This window comes from Streptomyces antarcticus, assembly GCF_026627255.1.
GTDB classification, from domain to species: domain Bacteria; phylum Actinomycetota; class Actinomycetes; order Streptomycetales; family Streptomycetaceae; genus Streptomyces; species Streptomyces antarcticus.
Genome location: NZ_JAPNLM010000015.1, coordinates 86,518 through 105,427, shown reverse-complemented (window position 1 = coordinate 105,427; position 18,910 = coordinate 86,518). Strand labels below are relative to the sequence as shown.

The 18,910-nt window shown below is 70.7% G+C and carries 18 protein-coding genes; 8 read left to right on the top strand and 10 right to left on the bottom strand.

The features are described 5' to 3' along the window. Positions 1-2: 2 nt before the first annotated feature. The 7 genes from OTB16_RS22660 to OTB16_RS39670 all read right to left on the bottom strand — a co-directional run bounded on the left by OTB16_RS22660 (position 3) and on the right by OTB16_RS39670 (position 6,102). Positions 3-1,259, bottom strand: a complete 1,257-nt coding sequence (locus tag OTB16_RS22660) for a cysteine desulfurase (protein WP_267722353.1) — start codon at positions 1,257-1,259, stop codon at positions 3-5. Then, positions 1,256-2,029: a Fe-S cluster assembly ATPase SufC gene (sufC, locus tag OTB16_RS22655; protein ID WP_267722352.1), complete on the bottom strand. Its 774-nt coding sequence runs from the start codon at positions 2,027-2,029 to the stop codon at positions 1,256-1,258. Before sufC ends, OTB16_RS22660 begins: the two co-directional genes overlap by 4 nt. A 7-nt stretch (positions 2,030-2,036) precedes the next feature. Continuing rightward, a complete protein-coding gene (locus OTB16_RS22650; protein WP_267722351.1) occupies positions 2,037-2,354 on the bottom strand; it encodes a bifunctional 3-phenylpropionate/cinnamic acid dioxygenase ferredoxin subunit in 318 nt (105 codons plus the stop codon). Further along, the gene (gene sufD / locus OTB16_RS22645) at positions 2,354-3,532 is read right to left on the bottom strand and encodes a Fe-S cluster assembly protein SufD (protein WP_267722348.1); all 1,179 of its coding nucleotides are present in this window, start codon (positions 3,530-3,532) and stop codon (positions 2,354-2,356) included. Before sufD ends, OTB16_RS22650 begins: the two co-directional genes overlap by 1 nt. A 78-nt stretch (positions 3,533-3,610) precedes the next feature. Beyond that, positions 3,611-5,026 (bottom strand): Fe-S cluster assembly protein SufB, encoded by a 1,416-nt coding sequence (sufB, locus tag OTB16_RS22640; protein WP_267722347.1) that lies wholly within the window; start codon positions 5,024-5,026, stop codon positions 3,611-3,613. Beyond that, a complete protein-coding gene (locus tag OTB16_RS22635) occupies positions 5,023-5,784 on the bottom strand; it encodes a helix-turn-helix transcriptional regulator (protein ID WP_267722345.1) in 762 nt (253 codons plus the stop codon). Before OTB16_RS22635 ends, sufB begins: the two co-directional genes overlap by 4 nt. 111 nt (positions 5,785-5,895) lie before the next feature. Further along, the gene (locus OTB16_RS39670) at positions 5,896-6,102 is read right to left on the bottom strand and encodes a formate/nitrite transporter family protein (protein WP_420717775.1); all 207 of its coding nucleotides are present in this window, start codon (positions 6,100-6,102) and stop codon (positions 5,896-5,898) included. Positions 6,103-6,206: 104 nt separating this feature from the next. Here OTB16_RS39670 and OTB16_RS22630 point away from each other — a divergent pair, with 104 nt between their 5' ends. The 4 genes from OTB16_RS22630 to OTB16_RS22615 all read left to right on the top strand — a co-directional run bounded on the left by OTB16_RS22630 (position 6,207) and on the right by OTB16_RS22615 (position 10,121). Next, complete coding sequence (locus tag OTB16_RS22630) at positions 6,207-7,133, top strand: ABC transporter ATP-binding protein (protein ID WP_267722343.1); 927 nt, start codon at positions 6,207-6,209, stop codon at positions 7,131-7,133. Continuing rightward, positions 7,130-7,912, top strand: coding sequence for an ABC transporter permease (locus tag OTB16_RS22625; RefSeq protein WP_267722341.1), 783 nt, complete (start codon positions 7,130-7,132; stop codon positions 7,910-7,912). The genes OTB16_RS22630 and OTB16_RS22625 overlap by 4 nt, the downstream gene beginning before the upstream one ends. Positions 7,913-7,993: 81 nt before the next feature. Next, positions 7,994-9,127, top strand: a complete 1,134-nt coding sequence (locus OTB16_RS22620; protein ID WP_267722340.1) for a hypothetical protein — start codon at positions 7,994-7,996, stop codon at positions 9,125-9,127. Between the two features lie 25 nt (positions 9,128-9,152). Then, the gene (locus OTB16_RS22615) at positions 9,153-10,121 is read left to right on the top strand and encodes a COX15/CtaA family protein (RefSeq protein WP_267722339.1); all 969 of its coding nucleotides are present in this window, start codon (positions 9,153-9,155) and stop codon (positions 10,119-10,121) included. A 31-nt stretch (positions 10,122-10,152) separates the two neighbouring features. Here the strand turns inward: OTB16_RS22615 and OTB16_RS22610 are convergent, their stop codons facing one another. From OTB16_RS22610 to OTB16_RS22600, 3 genes are all read right to left on the bottom strand, one after another. Continuing rightward, the gene (locus tag OTB16_RS22610; RefSeq protein WP_267722338.1) at positions 10,153-11,295 is read right to left on the bottom strand and encodes an amidohydrolase family protein; all 1,143 of its coding nucleotides are present in this window, start codon (positions 11,293-11,295) and stop codon (positions 10,153-10,155) included. 126 nt (positions 11,296-11,421) lie between these two features. Next, positions 11,422-11,763 (bottom strand): hypothetical protein, encoded by a 342-nt coding sequence (locus OTB16_RS22605; RefSeq protein ID WP_267722337.1) that lies wholly within the window; start codon positions 11,761-11,763, stop codon positions 11,422-11,424. 24 nt (positions 11,764-11,787) lie between these two features. Further along, a complete protein-coding gene (locus tag OTB16_RS22600; protein ID WP_267722336.1) occupies positions 11,788-12,729 on the bottom strand; it encodes a heme o synthase in 942 nt (313 codons plus the stop codon). Positions 12,730-13,081: 352 nt separating this feature from the next. Between OTB16_RS22600 and tkt the strand changes: the two genes are divergently transcribed. The 4 genes from tkt to opcA are packed head-to-tail and all read left to right on the top strand — an operon-like array spanning position 13,082 to position 18,874. After that, positions 13,082-15,184, top strand: coding sequence for a transketolase (gene tkt / locus OTB16_RS22595; RefSeq protein WP_267722335.1), 2,103 nt, complete (start codon positions 13,082-13,084; stop codon positions 15,182-15,184). 35 nt (positions 15,185-15,219) lie between these two features. Continuing rightward, positions 15,220-16,338, top strand: coding sequence for a transaldolase (gene tal, locus OTB16_RS22590; RefSeq protein WP_267722333.1), 1,119 nt, complete (start codon positions 15,220-15,222; stop codon positions 16,336-16,338). Between the two features lie 5 nt (positions 16,339-16,343). Continuing rightward, positions 16,344-17,870: a glucose-6-phosphate dehydrogenase gene (gene zwf, locus OTB16_RS22585; RefSeq protein ID WP_371591348.1), complete on the top strand. Its 1,527-nt coding sequence runs from the start codon at positions 16,344-16,346 to the stop codon at positions 17,868-17,870. Continuing rightward, the gene (gene opcA / locus OTB16_RS22580) at positions 17,867-18,874 is read left to right on the top strand and encodes a glucose-6-phosphate dehydrogenase assembly protein OpcA (RefSeq protein ID WP_267722331.1); all 1,008 of its coding nucleotides are present in this window, start codon (positions 17,867-17,869) and stop codon (positions 18,872-18,874) included. Before zwf ends, opcA begins: the two co-directional genes overlap by 4 nt. Positions 18,875-18,910: the final 36 nt, after the last annotated feature.

The window sequence follows — 18,910 nt, the reverse complement described above, 5'->3', positions numbered from 1 at the left end:
CGTCATCCGAAGAAGTTACGTACGTGCTCCAGGCCGTCGATCAGCGCGTCGACCTCGGCCGGAGAGGAGTACAGGTAGAAAGACGCCCGCGTCGTCGCAGGAATTCCGTACCGCAGGCAGACCGGGCGCGCGCAGTGGTGTCCCACGCGGACCGCGATGCCCTGCTCGTCCAGAACCTGGCCGACGTCGTGCGGGTGGATGTCACCGAGCGTGAAGGAGATCGCGGCGCCGCGGTCCTCGGCCGTGGCGGGGCCGATGATCCGCAGGTCGGGCACCTCCAGGAGGCGCCTGACCGCGTACTCGGTGATCGCGTGCTCGTGCGCGGCGATCTTGTCCATGCCGATCGCGGTCAGGTAGTCCACGGCCGCGCCGAGGCCGACGGCCTGGGCGATCGGGGGCGTGCCCGCCTCGAACTTGTGGGGCGCCGGGGCGTACGTCGAGGCGTGCATCGACACGGTCTCGATCATCTCGCCGCCGCCGAGGAACGGCGGCAGGTCCTCGAGCAGCTCCTGGCGGCCCCAGAGGACGCCGATGCCGGTCGGGCCGCACATCTTGTGGCCGGTGAAGGCCACGAAGTCGGCGCCGAGCGCCTGCACGTCCAGCGGCATGTGCGGAGCGGCCTGGGAGGCGTCGATCAGCACCAGCGCGCCGACGTCCTGGGCGCGCCGGACGATCGCCTCGACCGGGTTGACCGTGCCCATGATGTTGGAGACCAGCGTGAAGGAGACGATCTTCGTCTTCTCCGTGATGACCTCTTCGATGTTGGACAGGTCGAGCCGGCCGTCGTCGGTGAGGCCGAACCACTTCAGCTTCGCTCCGGTGCGCTGCGCGAGCAGCTGCCACGGGACGATGTTGGAGTGGTGCTCCATCTCCGTGATGGCGATCTCGGTCTCGCGGTCGACCCGGTAGGGCTCGTCCGCCCAGCCGAGCATGTTCGCGACCAGGTTGAGCGACTCCGAGGCGTTCTTGGTGAAGATCACCTCGTTGCGGCTCGGAGCGTTGATGAAGGCGGCGACCTTGTCGCGAGCGCCCTCGTACAGCGCCGTGGCCTCCTCGGCGAGCACGTGCACGCCGCGGTGGACGTTGGCGTTGTGCTGCTCGTAGTACTCGTTCAGCGCGTCGAGCACCTGGCGCGGCTTCTGCGAGGTCGCAGCGTTGTCCAGGTAAACGATCTTCTTCCCGTCGTGGACCACACGATCCAGCAGGGGGAAGTCCTTGCGGATCGCCTCGGTGTCGAGGAGGCCAGGCAGCTGTGTCACGCGGTCGCGCCACCCTTCACGTACTTGTCGTAGCCCTCGGCCTCCAGCTGGTCGGCGAGCTCGGCGCCACCGGACTCGGCGATGCGGCCGTTCGCGAACACGTGAACGAAGTCGGGCTTGATGTAGCGCAGGATGCGCGTGTAGTGGGTGATCAGCAGCGTGCCGACCTCGCCACCCTCGCGGACCCGGTTGACGCCCTCGGAGACGACGCGCAGGGCGTCGACGTCCAGGCCGGAGTCGGTCTCGTCGAGGATCGCGATCTTCGGCTTGAGGAGCTCCAGCTGGAGGATCTCGTGGCGCTTCTTCTCACCGCCGGAGAAGCCCTCGTTGACGTTGCGCTCGGCGAAGGAGGTGTCCATGGAGAGCTGCTCCATGGCGGCCTTGACCTCCTTCACCCAGGTACGCAGCTTCGGCGCCTCGCCGCGGATCGCGGTGGCCGAGGTGCGCAGGAAGTTGGAGACCGAGACGCCAGGGACCTCGACCGGGTACTGCATGGCGAGGAACAGGCCGGCGCGGGCGCGCTCGTCGACGGACATCTCCAGGACGTCTTCGCCGTCGAGGGTCACGGTGCCACCGGTGATGGTGTACTTCGGGTGACCGGCCAGCGAGTAGGCCAGGGTGGACTTGCCGGAGCCGTTCGGACCCATGATGGCGTGCGTCTCACCCTGCTTGACGGTGAGGTCGACGCCCTTGAGGATCTCGCGGGCACCCGTCGCCGAGTCGCCGGTCTCGACGGTGACGTGCAGGTCGTGGATTTCAAGCGTTGCCATGGATACCTCAGGACTCCTGGGTGAGGGAGACGAGCACGTCGTCCCCTTCGATCTTTACGGGGTATACGGGTACGGGGCGCGTCGCGGGCAGGCCGGACGGCTTTCCGGTGCGCAGGTCGAAGGACGACCCGTGCAGCCAGCACTCGATCATGCAGTCCTCGACCTCGCCCTCCGAGAGGGACACGTTCGCGTGCGAGCAGATGTCGTTGATCGCGAACACCTCCCCCTCGGTGGAGACGATGGACACCGGCGTGCCGTCCAGCTCGACCCGCTTGGGGGTGTCCGCTTCCAGCTCGCTCAGCGCACAGGCCTTGACGTAATTCATCAGACGGAACCCTGGAGCTCGGTCTCGATCTTGGAGAGCAGGCGCTCCTCGATGTCGTCGACACCGATCTGCTGGACGAGCTCGGCGAAGAAGCCGCGCACGACCAGACGGCGGGCCTCGTCGGCCGGGATGCCGCGGGACTGGAGGTAGAAGAGCTGCTCGTCGTCGAAGCGGCCGGTCGCGGAGGCGTGGCCGGCGCCGACGATCTCGCCGGTCTCGATCTCCAGGTTCGGCACCGAGTCGACCCGCGCGCCGTCCGTGAGGACGAGGTTGCGGTTCATCTCGTAGGTGTCGGTGCCCTCGGCGGTCTTCTCGATGAGCACGTCACCGATCCAGACCGCGTGGGCGTCCTGGCCCTGGAGCGCGCCCTTGTAGACCACGTTCGACTTGCAGTGCGGGGCACTGTGGTCGACCAGGAGGCGGTGCTCCTGGTGCTGGCCGGCGTCCGTGAAGTACAGGCCGAAGAGCTCGGCCTCGCCGCCGGGGCCGGCGTAGGTCACGCGCGGGTGCAGCCGTACCAGGTCGCCGCCGAAGGTGACGATGATCGACTTGAAGGTCGCGTCACGGCCGATCAGCACGTTGTGCTGGGACACGTGGACGGCGGTGTCGTCCCAGTCCTGCACGGACACGACGGTGAGCTTGGCGCCGTCGCCGACGAGGAAGTCGACGTTGGCGGCGCGCACGCCGTCACCGGTGTGGTCGATGACGACGACGGCCTCGGCGAACGCCTGGACGTCGAAGACCGTGTGGCCGAAGGTCGTGCCGCCCTCACCGTGCAGCGCGACGCGCACCGGCTCGGTCAGGACGGCCTCCTTGGGCACGGTGACGACCGTGGCCTTGGTGAAGGACGAGAACGCCTGGGCGGCGATCCGGTCCACCGGCGTGCCGGCCTTGCCGATGCGCGCGTCGCCGCGCTCCACCGACTCGACCGTCACGACGTCGGGCGCGTCGATCTGGGCCTTCATGGTGCCGTTGGCGACCGCGGTGCCGTCGTGCAGGCCCCTGAGGCGGGCGAGCGGGGTGAACCGCCACTCCTCCTCGCGGCCGTTCGGAACCGGGAAGTCGGCCACGTCGAAGGACGGGGGCGCGCTCATCCGGGTGGCGACGGTGGACTCGGCGGCCACCGCGATCGCGCCGGCAGTGGTGGAACCCGCCGGAATGTTCTGAGCCTCAGCCATGGCTGTCGTCTTGCTCACTCTCTTGTAAAGCGTGCCTACGTCGATGAATCCGCCGCGGATGTGCGGGGCGGTCGGGGACTAGCCGACCGAGCCCTCCATCTGCAGCTCGATCAGCCGGTTGAGCTCCAGCGCGTACTCCATGGGGAGCTCGCGGGCGATCGGCTCGACGAAGCCGCGCACGATCATCGCCATGGCCTCGAACTCGGTCAGTCCGCGGCTCATCAGGTAGAAGAGCTGGTCGTCGGAGACCTTGGAGACGGTCGCCTCGTGTCCCATGGACACGTCGTCCTCGCGGACGTCCACGTAGGGGTACGTGTCCGAGCGGGAGATCGTGTCGACCAGGAGCGCGTCGCACAGCACGTTGGACTTCGAGCCGTGGGCGCCCTCGGCGATCTCGACCAGGCCGCGGTACGAGGTGCGGCCGCCGCCACGGGCCACCGACTTGGAGACGATGTTCGAGGAGGTGTTCGGCGCCATGTGGACCATCTTGGAGCCGGCGTCCTGGTGCTGGCCCTCGCCCGCGAAGGCGATGGAGAGGGTCTCGCCCTTGGCGTGCTCGCCCATCAGGTAGACGGCCGGGTACTTCATGGTGACCTTGGAACCGATGTTGCCGTCGACCCACTCCATGGTCGCGCCCTCGTACGCCACGGCACGCTTGGTGACCAGGTTGTAGACGTTGTTCGACCAGTTCTGGATGGTCGTGTAGCGGCAGCGGCCGCCCTTCTTCACGATGATCTCCACCACGGCGCTGTGCAGCGAGTCCGAGGAGTAGATCGGGGCGGTGCAGCCCTCGACGTAGTGGACGTAGGCGTCCTCGTCGACGATGATCAGCGTCCGCTCGAACTGGCCCATGTTCTCCGTGTTGATGCGGAAGTAGGCCTGGAGCGGGATGTCGACCTTGACGCCCTTGGGCACGTAGATGAACGAGCCGCCCGACCACACGGCGGTGTTCAGCGAGGCGAACTTGTTGTCGCCGACCGGGATGACCGTCCCGAAGTACTCCTGGAAGAGCTCCGGGTGTGTCTTGAGCGCGGTGTCCGTGTCGAGGAAGATAACGCCCTGCTCCTCCAGGTCCTCGCGGATCTGGTGGTAGACGACCTCGGACTCGTACTGGGCCGCGACGCCGGCGACCAGGCGCTGCTTCTCCGCCTCGGGGATGCCGAGCCGGTCGTACGTGTTCTTGATGTCCTCCGGCAGGTCCTCCCACGAAGCGGCCTGCTTCTCGGTGGAGCGCACGAAGTACTTGATGTTGTCGAAGTCGATGCCGGAGAGGTCGGAACCCCAGTTGGGCATGGGCTTCTTGCCGAACAGCTTGAGGCCCTTGAGGCGGAGCTTCAGCATCCACTCCGGCTCGGACTTCTTCGCCGAGATGTCGCGGACGACCTCCTCGGACAGACCCCGCTTGGCCGTGGCTCCGGCCGTGTCGGAGTCCGCCCAGCCGTATTCGTAGGTGCCGAGGCCATCGAGCTCAGGGTGAGCAGTCTCCGTGGTCATGCGGGGTTCCTCCCGGCCGTGCGTGCAGATGCTGATGTGTCGGTCTGTGTCGCGCTCGCGCTGCGCGGAATGAACGTTGTGCACACTCCGTCGCCGTGGGCGATCGTGGCGAGGCGCTGCACATGTGTCCCGAGCAGACGGGAGAAGACCTCGGTCTCCGCCTCGCAGAGCTGCGGGAACTGCTCGGCCACATGGGCGACCGGGCAGTGGTGCTGGCACAGCTGTTCACCGCTGTGCGGACCGGGAGCGCTCTTCGCCGTAGCAGCGTACCCGTCCACGGTCAACGCCTTGGCCAGGGCCTCCGTGCGGCCTTCCGGGGCGGCCGCTTCCACGGCATCCCGGTAGACCCGCGCCTGCGTCTCCATCCGCGACCGGGCGAAGGCGGCGACCGCCGCCTCCCCCTGCTCCCCGCCGCCGACGGACTGCGCGATCCAGCGCAGGGCGTCCGCGGCGAGCGCGTCGTAGGACTGGTCGAAGGCGTCGCGGCCGCAGTCGGTCAGCGCGAAGGCCTTGGCGGGCCGGCCCCGGGCGCGCGTGCCGTACACGCGCTGCTCACGAGGTGCGACCACGTCGTCGGCGACGAGCGTGTCGAGGTGGCGGCGCACGGCGGCCTGGGTGAGGCCGAGGCGCTTGGCGAGGTCGGCGACGGTGGACGGACCGTGGTCCAGGATGGACCGCGCGACCCGGTCGCGGGTTGACCGCTCCCCGGTCGCGAGCTCCCCCTGGGGGGTCTCGATCTGCCGTTCGCCGTATTTCACAACGCTATTGTTGCGTAATTAATGGCCGCGCGACAAGCGGTGACCGAGGTCGCACCTGGTGGCCTCCATCACTAAGGGTTACCTAATTTGTCGACGCAGCGTTATCAAAGCCTATTCGGAGCGATACGTTCCGCACTCTCGGCGAGACCCTCCCGTGAACCAGTACACGGCTCCCACCAGCAGACCTCCGCCTACGACGTTCCCCGGCACGGGAAACATCAGGTTCCGGAAAAGATCACTGAAACCGACTGGGCCATCCAGGATCGCGAGGCTGAAAAGAGCCGTGTTCGCGACGCAGTGTTCGAATCCGACGGCCACGAAGACGCCGCCGGACCGCACGAAAAGGTCATGAATGAGCGGGCACGTGACCCTTCGACCCCGGGACCAAGGACCCCTGCCGAGGCTCCGTAGACTCACCCCCCATGAGCAACGACCCCGCCGTGGAGATCCGCGGACTGGTGAAGCGGTACGGCCCCAGGAACGCGGTGGACGGCCTGGACCTCACCGTCCGGAGGGCTTCCGTCACCGCGGTCCTCGGCCCCAACGGCGCGGGCAAGACGACCACGGTGGAGACCTGCGAGGGCTACCGCCGCCCCGACGCCGGCACCGTCCGCGTCCTCGGCCTCGACCCGGTGGCCCAGGCCGAGCGGCTGCGCCCGCGGATCGGCGTGATGCTCCAGTCCGGCGGTGTCTACTCCGGGGCCCGCGCCGTCGAGATGCTGCGCCACATGGCCAAGCTGTACGCCCACCCGCTCGACGTCGACCCCCTGGTGGAACGCCTCGGGCTCGGCGGCTGCGGCCGTACGCCCTACCGCCGGCTCTCCGGTGGCCAGCAGCAGCGCCTGGCCCTCGCCATGGCCGTGGTCGGCCGTCCCGAGCTGGTCTTCCTGGACGAGCCCACCGCCGGACTCGACCCGCAGGCCCGCCGCGCGACCTGGGACCTCGTACGGGAACTGCGTGCCGACGGGGTCACCGTCGTCCTCACCACCCACCACATGGACGAGGCGGAGCAGCTCGCCGACGAGGTCGCCATCGTGGACGCGGGCCGGGTCATCGCCCACGGCAGCCCCGAGCAGCTCTGCCGCGGCGGCGCCGAGAACACCCTGCGCTTCACCGGCCGCCCCGCCCTGGACCTCGGCTCGCTCCTGAAGGCGCTGCCCGACGGCACCGAGGCCGCCGAGCTCACCGCGGGCGTCTACCGCGTCACCGGCGACGTCCACCCGCAGCTGCTGGCCACCGTCGCCTCCTGGTGCGCCCAGCACGGCGTGATGCCGGACAGCCTCTCGGTGGAGCGGCACACCCTCGAAGACGTCTTCCTGGAACTGACCGGCAAGGAGCTGCGCGCATGAGCGCCGGTACGTTCACCCCCGGCCCGGGGGCCGCGCCCGTATCCCGCATGATCCTCGCGCAGACGGCGCTGGAGACGCGGATGCTGCTGCGCAACGGGGAACAGCTGCTGCTCACCGTGATCATCCCGGCGCTGCTGCTGGTGCTGTTCTCCGCCGTCGACATCATCACCGTGCCGGCCGGCGAGGACGGGACGGGGACGTCCGTGGACTTCCTGGCCCCCGGCATCCTGGCGCTCGCCGTGATGTCCACCGCCTTCACCGGCCAGGCCATCGCCACCGGGTTCGACCGCCGCTACGGGGTCCTCAAGCGCCTCGGGGCCTCCCCGCTGCCGCGCTGGGCCCTGATGGCCGCCAAGACCCTCTCGGTGCTGGTCACCGAGGTGCTCCAGATCGCGCTGCTGACGGTGATCGCCCTCGCGCTCGGCTGGTCCCCGCACGGGAACCCGCTGTCGGTCCTCGCGCTGGTCCTGCTGGGCACCGCGGCGTTCTCCGGGCTCGGGCTGCTGATGGCCGGCACCCTCAAGGCCGAGATGACCCTGGCCGCCGCCAACCTCGTCTTCCTGCTGCTGCTGGTCGGCGGCGGGGTGATCGTGCCGCTGGAGAAGTTCCCGGACGCGGTCCGCTCCGTACTGGAACTGCTCCCCATCTCTGCCCTGTCCGACGGGCTGCGCGCGGTGCTCCAGGACGGGGCCGCGCTGCCGTGGGGCGAGGCGGCCGTACTGGCGGGCTGGGCCGTACTCGGCCTGGGAGCCGCGGCACGGCTGTTCCGCTGGGAGTGAATCCCTTCCGCTGCGGTCCGCCTTCCCGCGACTATGGATCCCGACCCATGAGGTGCGCGGACCACGACGCCGGGGGCGGGCATGGCGGAGCGAGAGGCCGTTCTTCGGCTGGACGGGCAGTGGGCGCGGGTGCGGGCGGGGGCCGCGCACGCGGAGCCGGCGGAGCGCGAGCGGCTGCTCGACGAGCTGATCGGCGCCCTGCGGACCCACCCGGAGGACCCCGAGTGCACGGCCCTGCTGGGGCTGCGCCTCGCGGACCGGGCGGCGCTGCGCTTCGCCGACGGGGACCGCGCGGGCGCCCTCGCCACGATCGAGGAGGCGCTGCGCAGCTCCGAGCGCGCGGCCGCCTACTCCCCCGACTTCGCCCGCTGGTACGCCCGGGGACTGATCAACCACGGCGTGTGGCTGGCCTGGCCGCTGAGCGACGGGGCCCGGCTGCCGCGCCATCCGCTGGGCCGGACCGCCACCGGGGGGCCCAGCGCGGTGGAGCGGGCGGCGGGCGAGCGCGCCCGCGACCTGACCCGGACCGCGGTGGGGGTGTGGGCGGGCCTGGACCAGCGGGACCCGGTCAACCGGAGCGGCCTGGCCCAGGCCAAGGTCTTCCTCGGGGACCGGCTCGCGGAGCTGGGGTCCGCCGAGGACGCGGTCGCCTGGGCGGTGGACGCGGAGGCGGACTTCCGGCAGCTGCTCCTCGCGGACCCGGGCGCGGCGGAATCCGAGGACGCCGAGGAGGCCCTCGACCACATCGGCCGCCAGCTGGAACTGCGGTTGCGCTACCTGGCCTTCGACTCCCTGGTCAGCCTGCGCGCGCGGCGGCTGCTGCCCGAACGGCTGCTGCCCCAGGCCGTGGTGGCCGCCCGGATACAGGGCGTGGCCGAGTCGGAGATCGCGGCCCGGCTCCACCTCGGCGCCGAGCAGGTGCACACGATGCTGGAGGTCACCCCCTGGCTCGCGGTGTGGCGCGTCGAGGTGCGCGGGCCCGACGGACAGTGGAACGTACAGGGACATCCATGGCACAGCACCACAGAAGTGCGGAACAGGACAGCTGAGGACGTAGCGTCCGATGTGGTGCGGGGGTTCGCCGGCTCGGCCGACTACCCGGGTGACGGCGTCCCCTGGCGGCTGCGGCTGTGGTGGCACGAGGAGGGCGATCCGGCCGGTGCGAGGTTCCGCCTCGTCGTCGGCCCGGACGCGGCGCCGGGTACCCCCTCGTGAAATTTTGCACAAGGCTCCGCATACGATGGGCGCCGTGTTGAACCCATTCACCTACCTCGCCGGCCGCTGGACTCCGTCACCCCGGATCGTCCGGCGGGCCGCGCTCGCGGCGCTCGTCATGAGCGTGGCCATCGTCGTCACCGGCGGCGCCGTGCGGCTGACCGGGTCGGGCCTCGGCTGCGACACCTGGCCCAAGTGCACCAACGACAGCCTGATCGCGACGCGGGAACAGGGCTTCCACGGCGCCATCGAGTTCGGCAACCGGATGCTGACGTACGTGCTCTCCGCGGCCGTCGGCTGGTACATCCTCGCCGCGCGCTCGGCCAAGCCGTGGCGGCACTCGCTGACGCGGCTCGGCTGGACCCAGTTCGCGATCGTGATGTCCAACGCGGTCCTCGGCGGGATCACCGTGAAGACCGGACTCAACCCGTACAGCGTCGCCGGGCACTTCCTGCTCGCCACCGCGCTGATCGCGGTGACCACCATCAGCCGGCAGCGCGCCGGCGAGGGCGACACGGCCCCCCGGCCGCGCGTCCCCGGGCCGGTGCGCAAGCTGTCGTGGGCGCTGATCGCGACCACCTTCGTGCTGATCGCCGCGGGCACCCTCGTCACCGGTTCCGGACCGCACGCGGGCGACAGCAGCGACATCAAGCGCATGCCGTTCGACTGGGCGTCCATCGCGCACGTGCACGCCGTCGCCGCCTGGGTGGTGTGCGCGCTCGCCGTCGCGATGTGGCTGGTGCTGCGCGTGGTCGACGCCCCGTCCGACACCCGGGCCCGCGCCCGCGACCTGCTGGTCGTGCTGCTCGCGCAGGGCGCCATCGGCTACGTGCAGTTCCTCACCCAGCTGCCCGAGGTGCTCGTCGCCGCCCACATGCTGGGCTCCTGCCTGGTGTGGATCGCGGTCCTGCGCGTCGCGCTCAGCCTGCGCGAGCGGCCGTCGGACCAGCCGGAGATCCCGGCCCAGGGCGCGCCGCAGCTCTCCGCCGCCTGACGCCACACCGTGCGGGACGGGCCCGCCGCGCTCACCCCGGTCCGTCCAGCCGGTAGACGCGGCGGGCGTTGCCCGCCGCGATCATGGCGGCCACCCGCTCCGCGTCCCGCCGGGACCAGGCGCCGTCGGCGGCCCACCCGCCGAGCACCCGGTCCAGCGCCTCCCGGAACACCAGGGCGCCCACCGCGTGCAGTTCCGGCAGCCGTCGCCCGCCGCTGGAGAACAGCAGCTTGCCGAACGGCGCGACTTCCAGCAGCTCGGCCAGCACGGCGTCGGCCCGGGTCCCGGTCCGCGCCAGGGCCGCGCCGGCGTCGGCGTACACGTGCGGGAAGGCCGCCGCCAGCTGCGCCGCGTGCCGGTGGTACGGATACCCGCCGAGCAGCACCAGCCGCGCACCCAGGCCGGCGGTGGCCCGTACGAAATCGGCGAGGAGCCCGGGGTCCCCCCGGTCCGGCCGCTGCCCCGGCTCCCCCGCGTCCGCCCCGGTGTGCAGCTGGAGCGGCAGCCCGGACTCGACCGCGCTCCACAGCAGGTGCCGCAGGAGTACGGGGTCCCGTACGGCTTCGCCCCGGGTCCGCCGGGCCAGCCAGCGGCCCGCCGCCCCGCGGACCTCGCCCGCCCCCGGCGGCCCGGGCGCGAAGGCGAGGAAGGCGCCGAGGGAGGGGGCCGTGCTCCCGGGAGCGGCGCCGCACGTGAAGGCGGCCGCCCCGGCGGCGCAGTGGTGGACGGCCTCGGCGAGGTTGGCCAGGAAGGCGGCCACGGTGCCGGAGGTGTCGGCGATCTGCTCGGCCAGCAACTCCAGCCGGACCGACTCGAAGGCCTCCGCGTCCGCGGCCGACGCCAGCTCCTTGGCCCCCGTGAGGTCCCCGGGCGCCCCGGTGTCGACCAGGTAGGCGGCGACCCCCGAACCCCGCAGCAGCCGCCGCGCCGACTCGGCCGGGCCCAGCTCGCGCCGGCGGGCCAGGTAGCGGGCGGGCGCGCAGTGCGGCTCCAGCCCGAGCAGCGGCGGGCACCAGCGGCGCACGGCGAAGCCGGTCTGCGTGTCGAAGAAGGTGGTGCCCGCGGCGGGCGGGCCGGCCGAGCGGATCAGCTCGGCCTCGAAGGTGCCCAGGCCCAGCTCCGTACGGATCACTCCGTGGCAGTGCTGGTCGACCAGGAGCGGCGTTTCGATCATCCGGGCATCCCGTTGCGGACGTGGGGAAGGCGCTTCCACACGTCCTAACGGATGAGCGGGGTGTGAGGTGTTGCTCGCGCTGTTGACCGAGGCGCCGCCCGCGGGCCCCGGACGGCGCCGGGGAGGTCAGAGCGCCGGGTTCGCCGGTCCGCCGATCTGGATGCCGGCCATCCGCGTCCACTCGTACGGTCCGGTCCGCACCCGGGCGGCGAACTCCCCGTCGAACTCCTCGTGGAGCGTCAGCGCGGCCTTCTCGGCGGCCAGCTCGGCCACGGCGTGGGTGGGGGCCACCAGGTCGCCCCAGCCGCCGTCCGTGCCGACGAGCACGATCCGGGTGCCGGCCTGGCCGAGGTGGGCGAGGTGGCCCTCGGCGCCGCCGTGCTGCTTGCCGAACGCGGCGATCTGCCTGGCCAGCTTCGCCGCCGTACGGTCCAGCTTCTTGTCTGCGGTCTGCTCGGTGTCTGCCATGGACGGCATGCTACCGGTGAGTAATCAGTGGAGGAAGGGATCCACGGCGACCGCCACGAAGAGCAGCGACACGTAGGTGATCGACCAGTGGAACAGGCGCATCTCCTTGAGCTTCGCGCCCTTCATGCCCGACTTGGCCCGCGCGTGCAGCGCGTGCGCCTCCCACAGCCACCAGCCGCCGGCGACCAGCGCGACCGTGGTGTAGAACCAGCCGGTGTAGCCCAGCGGCGTCAGCAGCAGCGAGACCGCCACCATCACCCAGCTGTAGAGGACGATCTGGCGGGCCACGACCCTGTTCCCGGCCACGACCGGGAGCATCGGGACGCCGACCCGCGCGTAGTCGTCCTTCACCTTCATGGACAGCGGCCAGTAGTGCGGCGGCGTCCAGAAGAAGATGACGAGGAAGAGGATCACCGCGGCCCAGGAGACCTCGTTCTTGACCGCGGACCAGCCGATCAGCACCGGCATGCAGCCCGCGATGCCGCCCCAGACGATGTTCTGGGAGGTGCGCCGCTTCAGCAGCATCGTGTAGACGACGACGTAGAAGAGGAGCGCGCCGAGCGCGAGGGCGGCCGACAGCCAGTTGATGAGCAGACCGAAGAACAGGGTGGAGAGCACCCCGAGCGCGATGCCGAAGACCAGGCACTCGCGCGGGCTGACCATGCCGGTCACCAGCGGGCGCTGCGAGGTCCGGTCCATCAGCGCGTCGATGTCGCGGTCGATGTACATGTTCAGCGCGTTGGCACCGCCGGCCGACAAGTAGCCGCCGAAGCAGGTCGCGAGGACCAGCCACAGCGACGGCACGCCCTGCTCGGCGAGGAACATCACCGGCACGGTCGTGATGAGCAGAAGCTCGATGATCCGCGGCTTCGTCAGTGCCACGAAAGCCATGGCCCGGGCCCCGAGCGGCCGGTGACCGGGGCTCGTCCCGAGCACCCCCGCTGGACGGGATTCGACGGCCGTCACGCACACCCCTGACAGAGAATCCAGCAAGCTCCGCGCGGACCAGGGAAGACATGAGGGTCCGGTAAAGGCTTGCGCGTACCACGCCACTCTAGACGTTGCGCTTACGTCGCCCCGCGCCGGGGTCGGTTCGTGTTGGGCCGATCGGACCGGGCATACGGGACGGTACGACCACGCGCGCGCCCCCGGCGCTCAGAGGGCGCCCCCGGCGCTCAGGTGAACGGCGGACGCCGACGACGTGACCGACCTACGGCACTCGAATAGCTGCACGCCGCGGCGGGGGTAGGCTCGGAATCGCGCCGGTGCACCGCCTCGTCACCGGGAACAGACATGTGGAGAGGAGCCCTGAACAACGGTGAGCACCAAGCCGACCACCACAGAGCTCGAGTGGACCGAACTGGACCAGCGGGCCGTCGACACCGCCCGGATCCTGGCCGCTGACGCGGTCCAGAAGGTCGGGAACGGACACCCCGGTACGGCGATGAGCCTGGCCCCCGCCGCGTACACCCTCTTCCAGAAGGTGATGCGGCACGACCCGTCGGACCCCGAGTGGGTCGGCCGCGACCGCTTCGTGCTCTCCGCGGGGCACTCGTCCCTCACCCTGTACACCCAGCTGTACCTCGGCGGGTTCGGGCTGGAGCTGGAGGACCTCGAGGCGTTCCGCACCTGGGGCTCCAAGACCCCCGGCCACCCGGAGTACGGGCACACCAAGGGCGTCGAGACCACCACCGGCCCGCTGGGCCAGGGCATCGCCAACGCGGTGGGCATGGCCATGGCCGCCCGCTACGAGCGCGGCCTGTTCGACCCGCAAGCCCCGCAGGGCTCCTCCCCGTTCGACCACATGATCTACGCGGTCGCGGGCGACGGCTGCCTCCAGGAGGGCCTCTCCCACGAGGCGTCCGCGCTGGCCGGCCACCAGAAGCTCGGCAACCTGGTGCTGCTGTGGGACGACAACCACATCTCCATCGAGGGCGACACCGAGACGGCCGTCTCCGAGGACACCCTCAAGCGGTACGAGGCATACGGCTGGCACGTGCAGCGCGTCGAGCAGCAGGAGAACGGCGACCTCGACCCGAAGGCACTGTTCGCCGCGCTCCAGGCAGCCAAGGCCGAGACCGGCCGCCCGTCCTTCATCGCCGCCCGCTCGATCATCGCCTGGCCCGCCCCGGACGCCCAGGGCACCGAGGCCGCGCACGGCTCGGCGCTCGGCGACGACGAGGTCGCGGCCACCAAGCGCGTCCTCGGCTTCGACCCGGAGAAGTCCTTCGACGTAGCCGACGAGGTCCTGGCGCACACCCGGCAGGCCCTCGACCGCGGCCGCGAGGCCCGCGCCGCGTGGGAGAAGGAGTTCTGCGCCTGGCGCACCGCCAACCCGGAGCGCGCCGCCGAGTTCGACCGGATCAACGCGAACGAGCTGCCCGCGGGCTGGGAGGACTCCCTCCCCGTCTTCGAGACCGGCAAGGGCGTCGCCACCCGCGCGGCCTCCGGCAAGGTGCTCCAGGCGCTCGGTGCGATCGTCCCCGAGCTGTGGGGCGGCTCGGCCGACCTCGCCGGCTCGAACAACACCACCATCGACAAGGACTCCTCGTTCCTGCCGGTGGGCAACCCGCTGCCGGAGGCCGACCCGTACGGCCGCACCGTGCACTTCGGCATCCGCGAGCACGCCATGGCCGCGTCCATGAACGGCATCGCCCTGCACGGCCACACCCGCATCTACGGCGGCACCTTCCTGGTGTTCTCCGACTACATGCGCAACGCCGTCCGCCTCTCCGCGCTGATGCACGTGCCGGTCACCTACGTGTGGACGCACGACTCCGTCGGCCTCGGCGAGGACGGTCCCACCCACCAGCCGGTCGAGCACCTCGCCTCGCTGCGCGCCATCCCGGGCCTGAACGTCGTCCGCCCGGCCGACGCGAACGAGACCGTCGTCGCCTGGCGCGAGATCATGCGCCGCCACACCAAGGTGTACGGCAAGGGCGCCCCGCACGGTCTGGCGCTGACCCGCCAGGGCGTGCCGACGTACGACCGCAACGAGGACGCCGCCAAGGGCGGGTACGTGCTCTTCGAGGCGACGGACGCACAGGGCGGGGCCACCGCCCCCCAGGTCCTCCTCATCGGCACCGGCTCCGAGGTGCAGCTCGCCGTCGCGGCGCGCGAGGCGCTGCAGGCCGGGGGCGTCCCGGCCCGTGTGGTCTCGATGCCGTCCGTCGAGTGGTTCGAGGAGCAGACGCAGGAGTACAAGGACAGCGTCCTGCCGCCCTCCGTCAAGGCTCGCGTCGCGGTCGAGGCGGGCATCGGCCTGACCTGGCACCGCTACGTCGGCGACGCCGGCCGGATCGTGTCGCTGGAGCACTTCGGTGCCTCGGCCGACGCGAAGGTGCTGTTCCGCGAGTTCGGCTTCACCCCCGAGGCCGTGACCGCCGCCGCCCACGAGTCGCTCGCCGCCGCCGCGCGCTGACGCCCGTAACAAGACCAGTAGGAGATGCAATTCCCATGACAGACGCACTCAAGCGCCTCTCCGACGAGGGCGTGGCGATCTGGCTGGACGACCTGTCCCGCAAGCGCATCACGTCCGGCAACCTGGCCGAGCTCATCGACCAGTCGCACGTGGTCGGTGTCACCACCAACCCGGCGATCTTCCAGAAGGCGATCAGCGGTGGCGAGGGGTACGAGCAGCAGCTCACCGACCTCGCGACCCGCAAGGTCACCGTGGAAGAAGCCCTGCGCATGATCACCACGGCGGACGTCCGCGACGCCGCCGACATCCTGCGCCCGGTCTACGACCGCACCGACGGCCAGGACGGCCGGGTGTCGATCGAGGTCGACCCCCGTCTCGCCCACAACACCCCGGCGACCGTCGCCGAGGCCAAGCAGCTGGCCTGGCTGGTGGACCGCCCGAACACGCTCATCAAGATCCCGGCGACCAAGGCCGGCCTGCCGGCGATCACCGAGGTCATCGGCAAGGGCATCAGCGTCAACGTCACGCTGATCTTCTCGCTGGAGCGCTACCGCGGGGTCATGGACGCGTACCTCGCGGGTCTGGAGAAGGCCAAGGCCGCCGGCCTGGACCTGTCCCTGATCCACTCCGTCGCCTCCTTCTTCGTGTCGCGCGTCGACTCGGAGATCGACAAGCGCCTGGACGGCGTCGGCACCGACGAGGCCAAGGCCCTCAAGGGCAAGGCGGCGCTCGCGAACGCCCGTCTGGCCTACGAGGCCTACGAGGAGGTCTTCTCCTCGGACCGCTGGGCCGCGCTGGAGCGCGTCGGCGCCAACAAGCAGCGTCCGCTGTGGGCCTCGACCGGCGTCAAGGACCCGGCCTACAAGGACACCCTGTACGTGGACGACCTGGTCGCCCCGAACACGGTGAACACCATGCCGGAGGCCACCCTGGAGGCCACGGCCGACCACGGGCAGATCACGGGCGACACCGTGCGCGGCACCTACGACCAGGCGCGCGCCGAGCTGGACGCGGTCGCGAAGCTGGGCATCTCGTACGACGATGTGGTGCAGCTGCTGGAAGACGAGGGCGTCGAGAAGTTCGCGGTGTCCTGGAACGACCTGCTGAAGTCGACCGAGGCGGAGCTGCAGCGCCTCGCCCCCACGGAGGCCTGAACACTTTGTCTGTGAACGGAGCGAACCCGCTTCGTGACGCACAGGACCGGCGGCTCCCGCGCATCGCGGGGCCGTCCGGCCTGGTCATTTTCGGCGTTACGGGTGACCTGTCGCGCAAGAAGCTGATGCCTGCCGTCTACGACCTCGCCAACCGCGGCCTGCTCCCGCCGGGCTTCTCGCTGATCGGGTTCGCCCGTCGCGAGTGGCAGGACGAAGACTTCGCCCAGGAGGTCCACGACGCCGTCAAGGAGCACTCCCGGACGCCCTTCCGCGAGGAGGTCTGGCAGCAGCTGGTGCAGGGCTGCCGGTTCGTCCAGGGCGACTTCGACGACGACGCCGCCTTCGAGACGCTGAAGGCCACGATCGAGGAACTCGACAAGGCCCAGGGCACGGGCGGCAACTTCGCCTTCTACCTGTCGGTCCCGCCGAAGTTCTTCCCCAAGGTGGTCCAGCAGCTCAAGGACCACGGGCTGGCGCAGAAGGAGGGCTCCTGGCGGCGCGCCGTCATCGAGAAGCCCTTCGGCCACGACCTGAAGAGCGCGGAAGAGCTGAACAAGGTCGTCCACGAGGTCTTCCCCCGTGACGAGGTCTTCCGGATCGACCACTACCTCGGCAAGGAGACCGTCCAGAACATCCTGGCGCTCCGCTTCGCCAACACCATGTTCGAGCCGATCTGGAACCGGTCGTACGTCGACCACGTGCAGATCACCATGGCGGAGGACATCGGGATCGGCGGCCGTGCCGGGTACTACGACGGCATCGGCGCCGCCCGTGACGTCATCCAGAACCACCTGCTCCAGCTGCTCGCGCTGACCGCGATGGAGGAGCCCGGCTCCTTCCACCCCAAGGCGCTGGTGGCGGAGAAGCTCAAGGTGCTGACCGCCGTGGAGCTGCCCGAGGACCTGGGCAAGCACACCGTGCGCGGCCAGTACTCGGCGGCGTGGCAGGGCGGCGAGAAGGTCGTCGGGTACCTCGAAGAGGACGGCATCGACCCCAAGTCGAAGACCGACACCTACGCGGCCATCCGCCTGGAGATCAACAACCGCCGCTGGGCGGGCGTCCCGTTCTACCTGCGGACCGGCAAGCGCCTGGGCCGCCGGGTGACCGAGATCGCGGTGGTCTTCAAGCGGGCCCCGTACCTGCCGTTCGAGTCGGGCGCGACCGAGGAGCTGGGGCAGAACGCCCTGGTCATCCGGGTCCAGCCGGACGAGGGCGTGACGGTGCGCTTCGGCTCCAAGGTCCCCGGCACCTCCATGGAGGTCCGGGACGTCACGATGGACTTCGCCTACGGAGAGTCCTTCACGGAGTCGAGCCCCGAGGCGTACGAGCGGCTCATCCTCGACGTGCTCCTCGGCGACGCGAACCTCTTCCCGCGCCACCAGGAGGTCGAGCTCTCCTGGAACATCCTCGACCCGATCGAGCAGTACTGGGACAAGCACGGCAAGCCCGCGCAGTACCCGGCGGGCACCTGGGGACCGGTCGAGGCGGACGAGATGCTCGCACGAGACGGACGGAGCTGGCGCCGGCCATGAAGATCGACCTCACGGAGACCAACTCCAGCAAGATCAACGCAGCGATGGTGCAGGCACGCCGGGACATCGGCACGCCGGCCATCGGCATGGTCCTCACGCTGGTGATCGTGACCGACGAGGAGAACGCGTACGACGCGCTCAAGTCGGCGAACGACGCGTCCCACGAGCACCCCTCGCGGATCATCGTCGTCATCAAGCGGGTCAGCCGCTCGCCGCGCAGCCGGCGCGACGCCCGTCTCGACGCGGAAGTCCGCATCGGAGCGGACGCCGGTTCCGGCGAGACGGTGGTGCTGCGCCTGCACGGCGAACTGGTCGACCACGCCCAGTCGGTGGTCCTCCCGTTGCTGCTGCCGGACGCCCCCGTGGTCGTCTGGTGGCCGGAGGGCGCTCCGTCGGACCTGGCGAACGACCCGCTGGGTTCGCTGGGGCAGCGCCGCATCACGGACACGTACTCGTGCGAGAACCCGATCGGCGCACTGGCCGGCCGGGCCGCCGCGTACGCCCCCGGCGACACGGACCTGTCCTGGACCCGGATCACCCCGTGGCGCTCCATGCTGGCGGCCGCGCTGGACCAGCAGAGCCTGTCGGTCGACACCGCGGTCGTCGAGGGCGAGGGCGACAACCCGAGCTGTGAGCTGCTGGCCATGTGGCTGGCGGACCGGCTGGGCGTCCCCGTCAAGCGCACGCTGTCGTCCGGGCCGGGTCTGACGGCCGTCCACCTGGAGACCAAGGGCGGCGACATCGTCCTTGACCGGGCGGACGGGGCCCTGGCCACGCTCTCCATGCCGGGGCAGCCCGACCGCGCGGTGGCGCTCAAGCGCCGCGAAACGGCCGAGCTGCTGGCGGAGGAGCTGCGCCGGCTGGACCCGGACAACACGTACGAGGCCTCGCTGAAGTTCGGCGTGGCCAAGCTCCAGGCGACCCGTCCGGCCGAGCCCGAGGCGAAGCCGGCCCCGGCGGAGAAGCCCGCGCCGAAACCGGCGAAGAAGCCCGCGGCGAAGTGACGAGAACGTCGGCGGGGCGGGGTGATTCATCCCCGC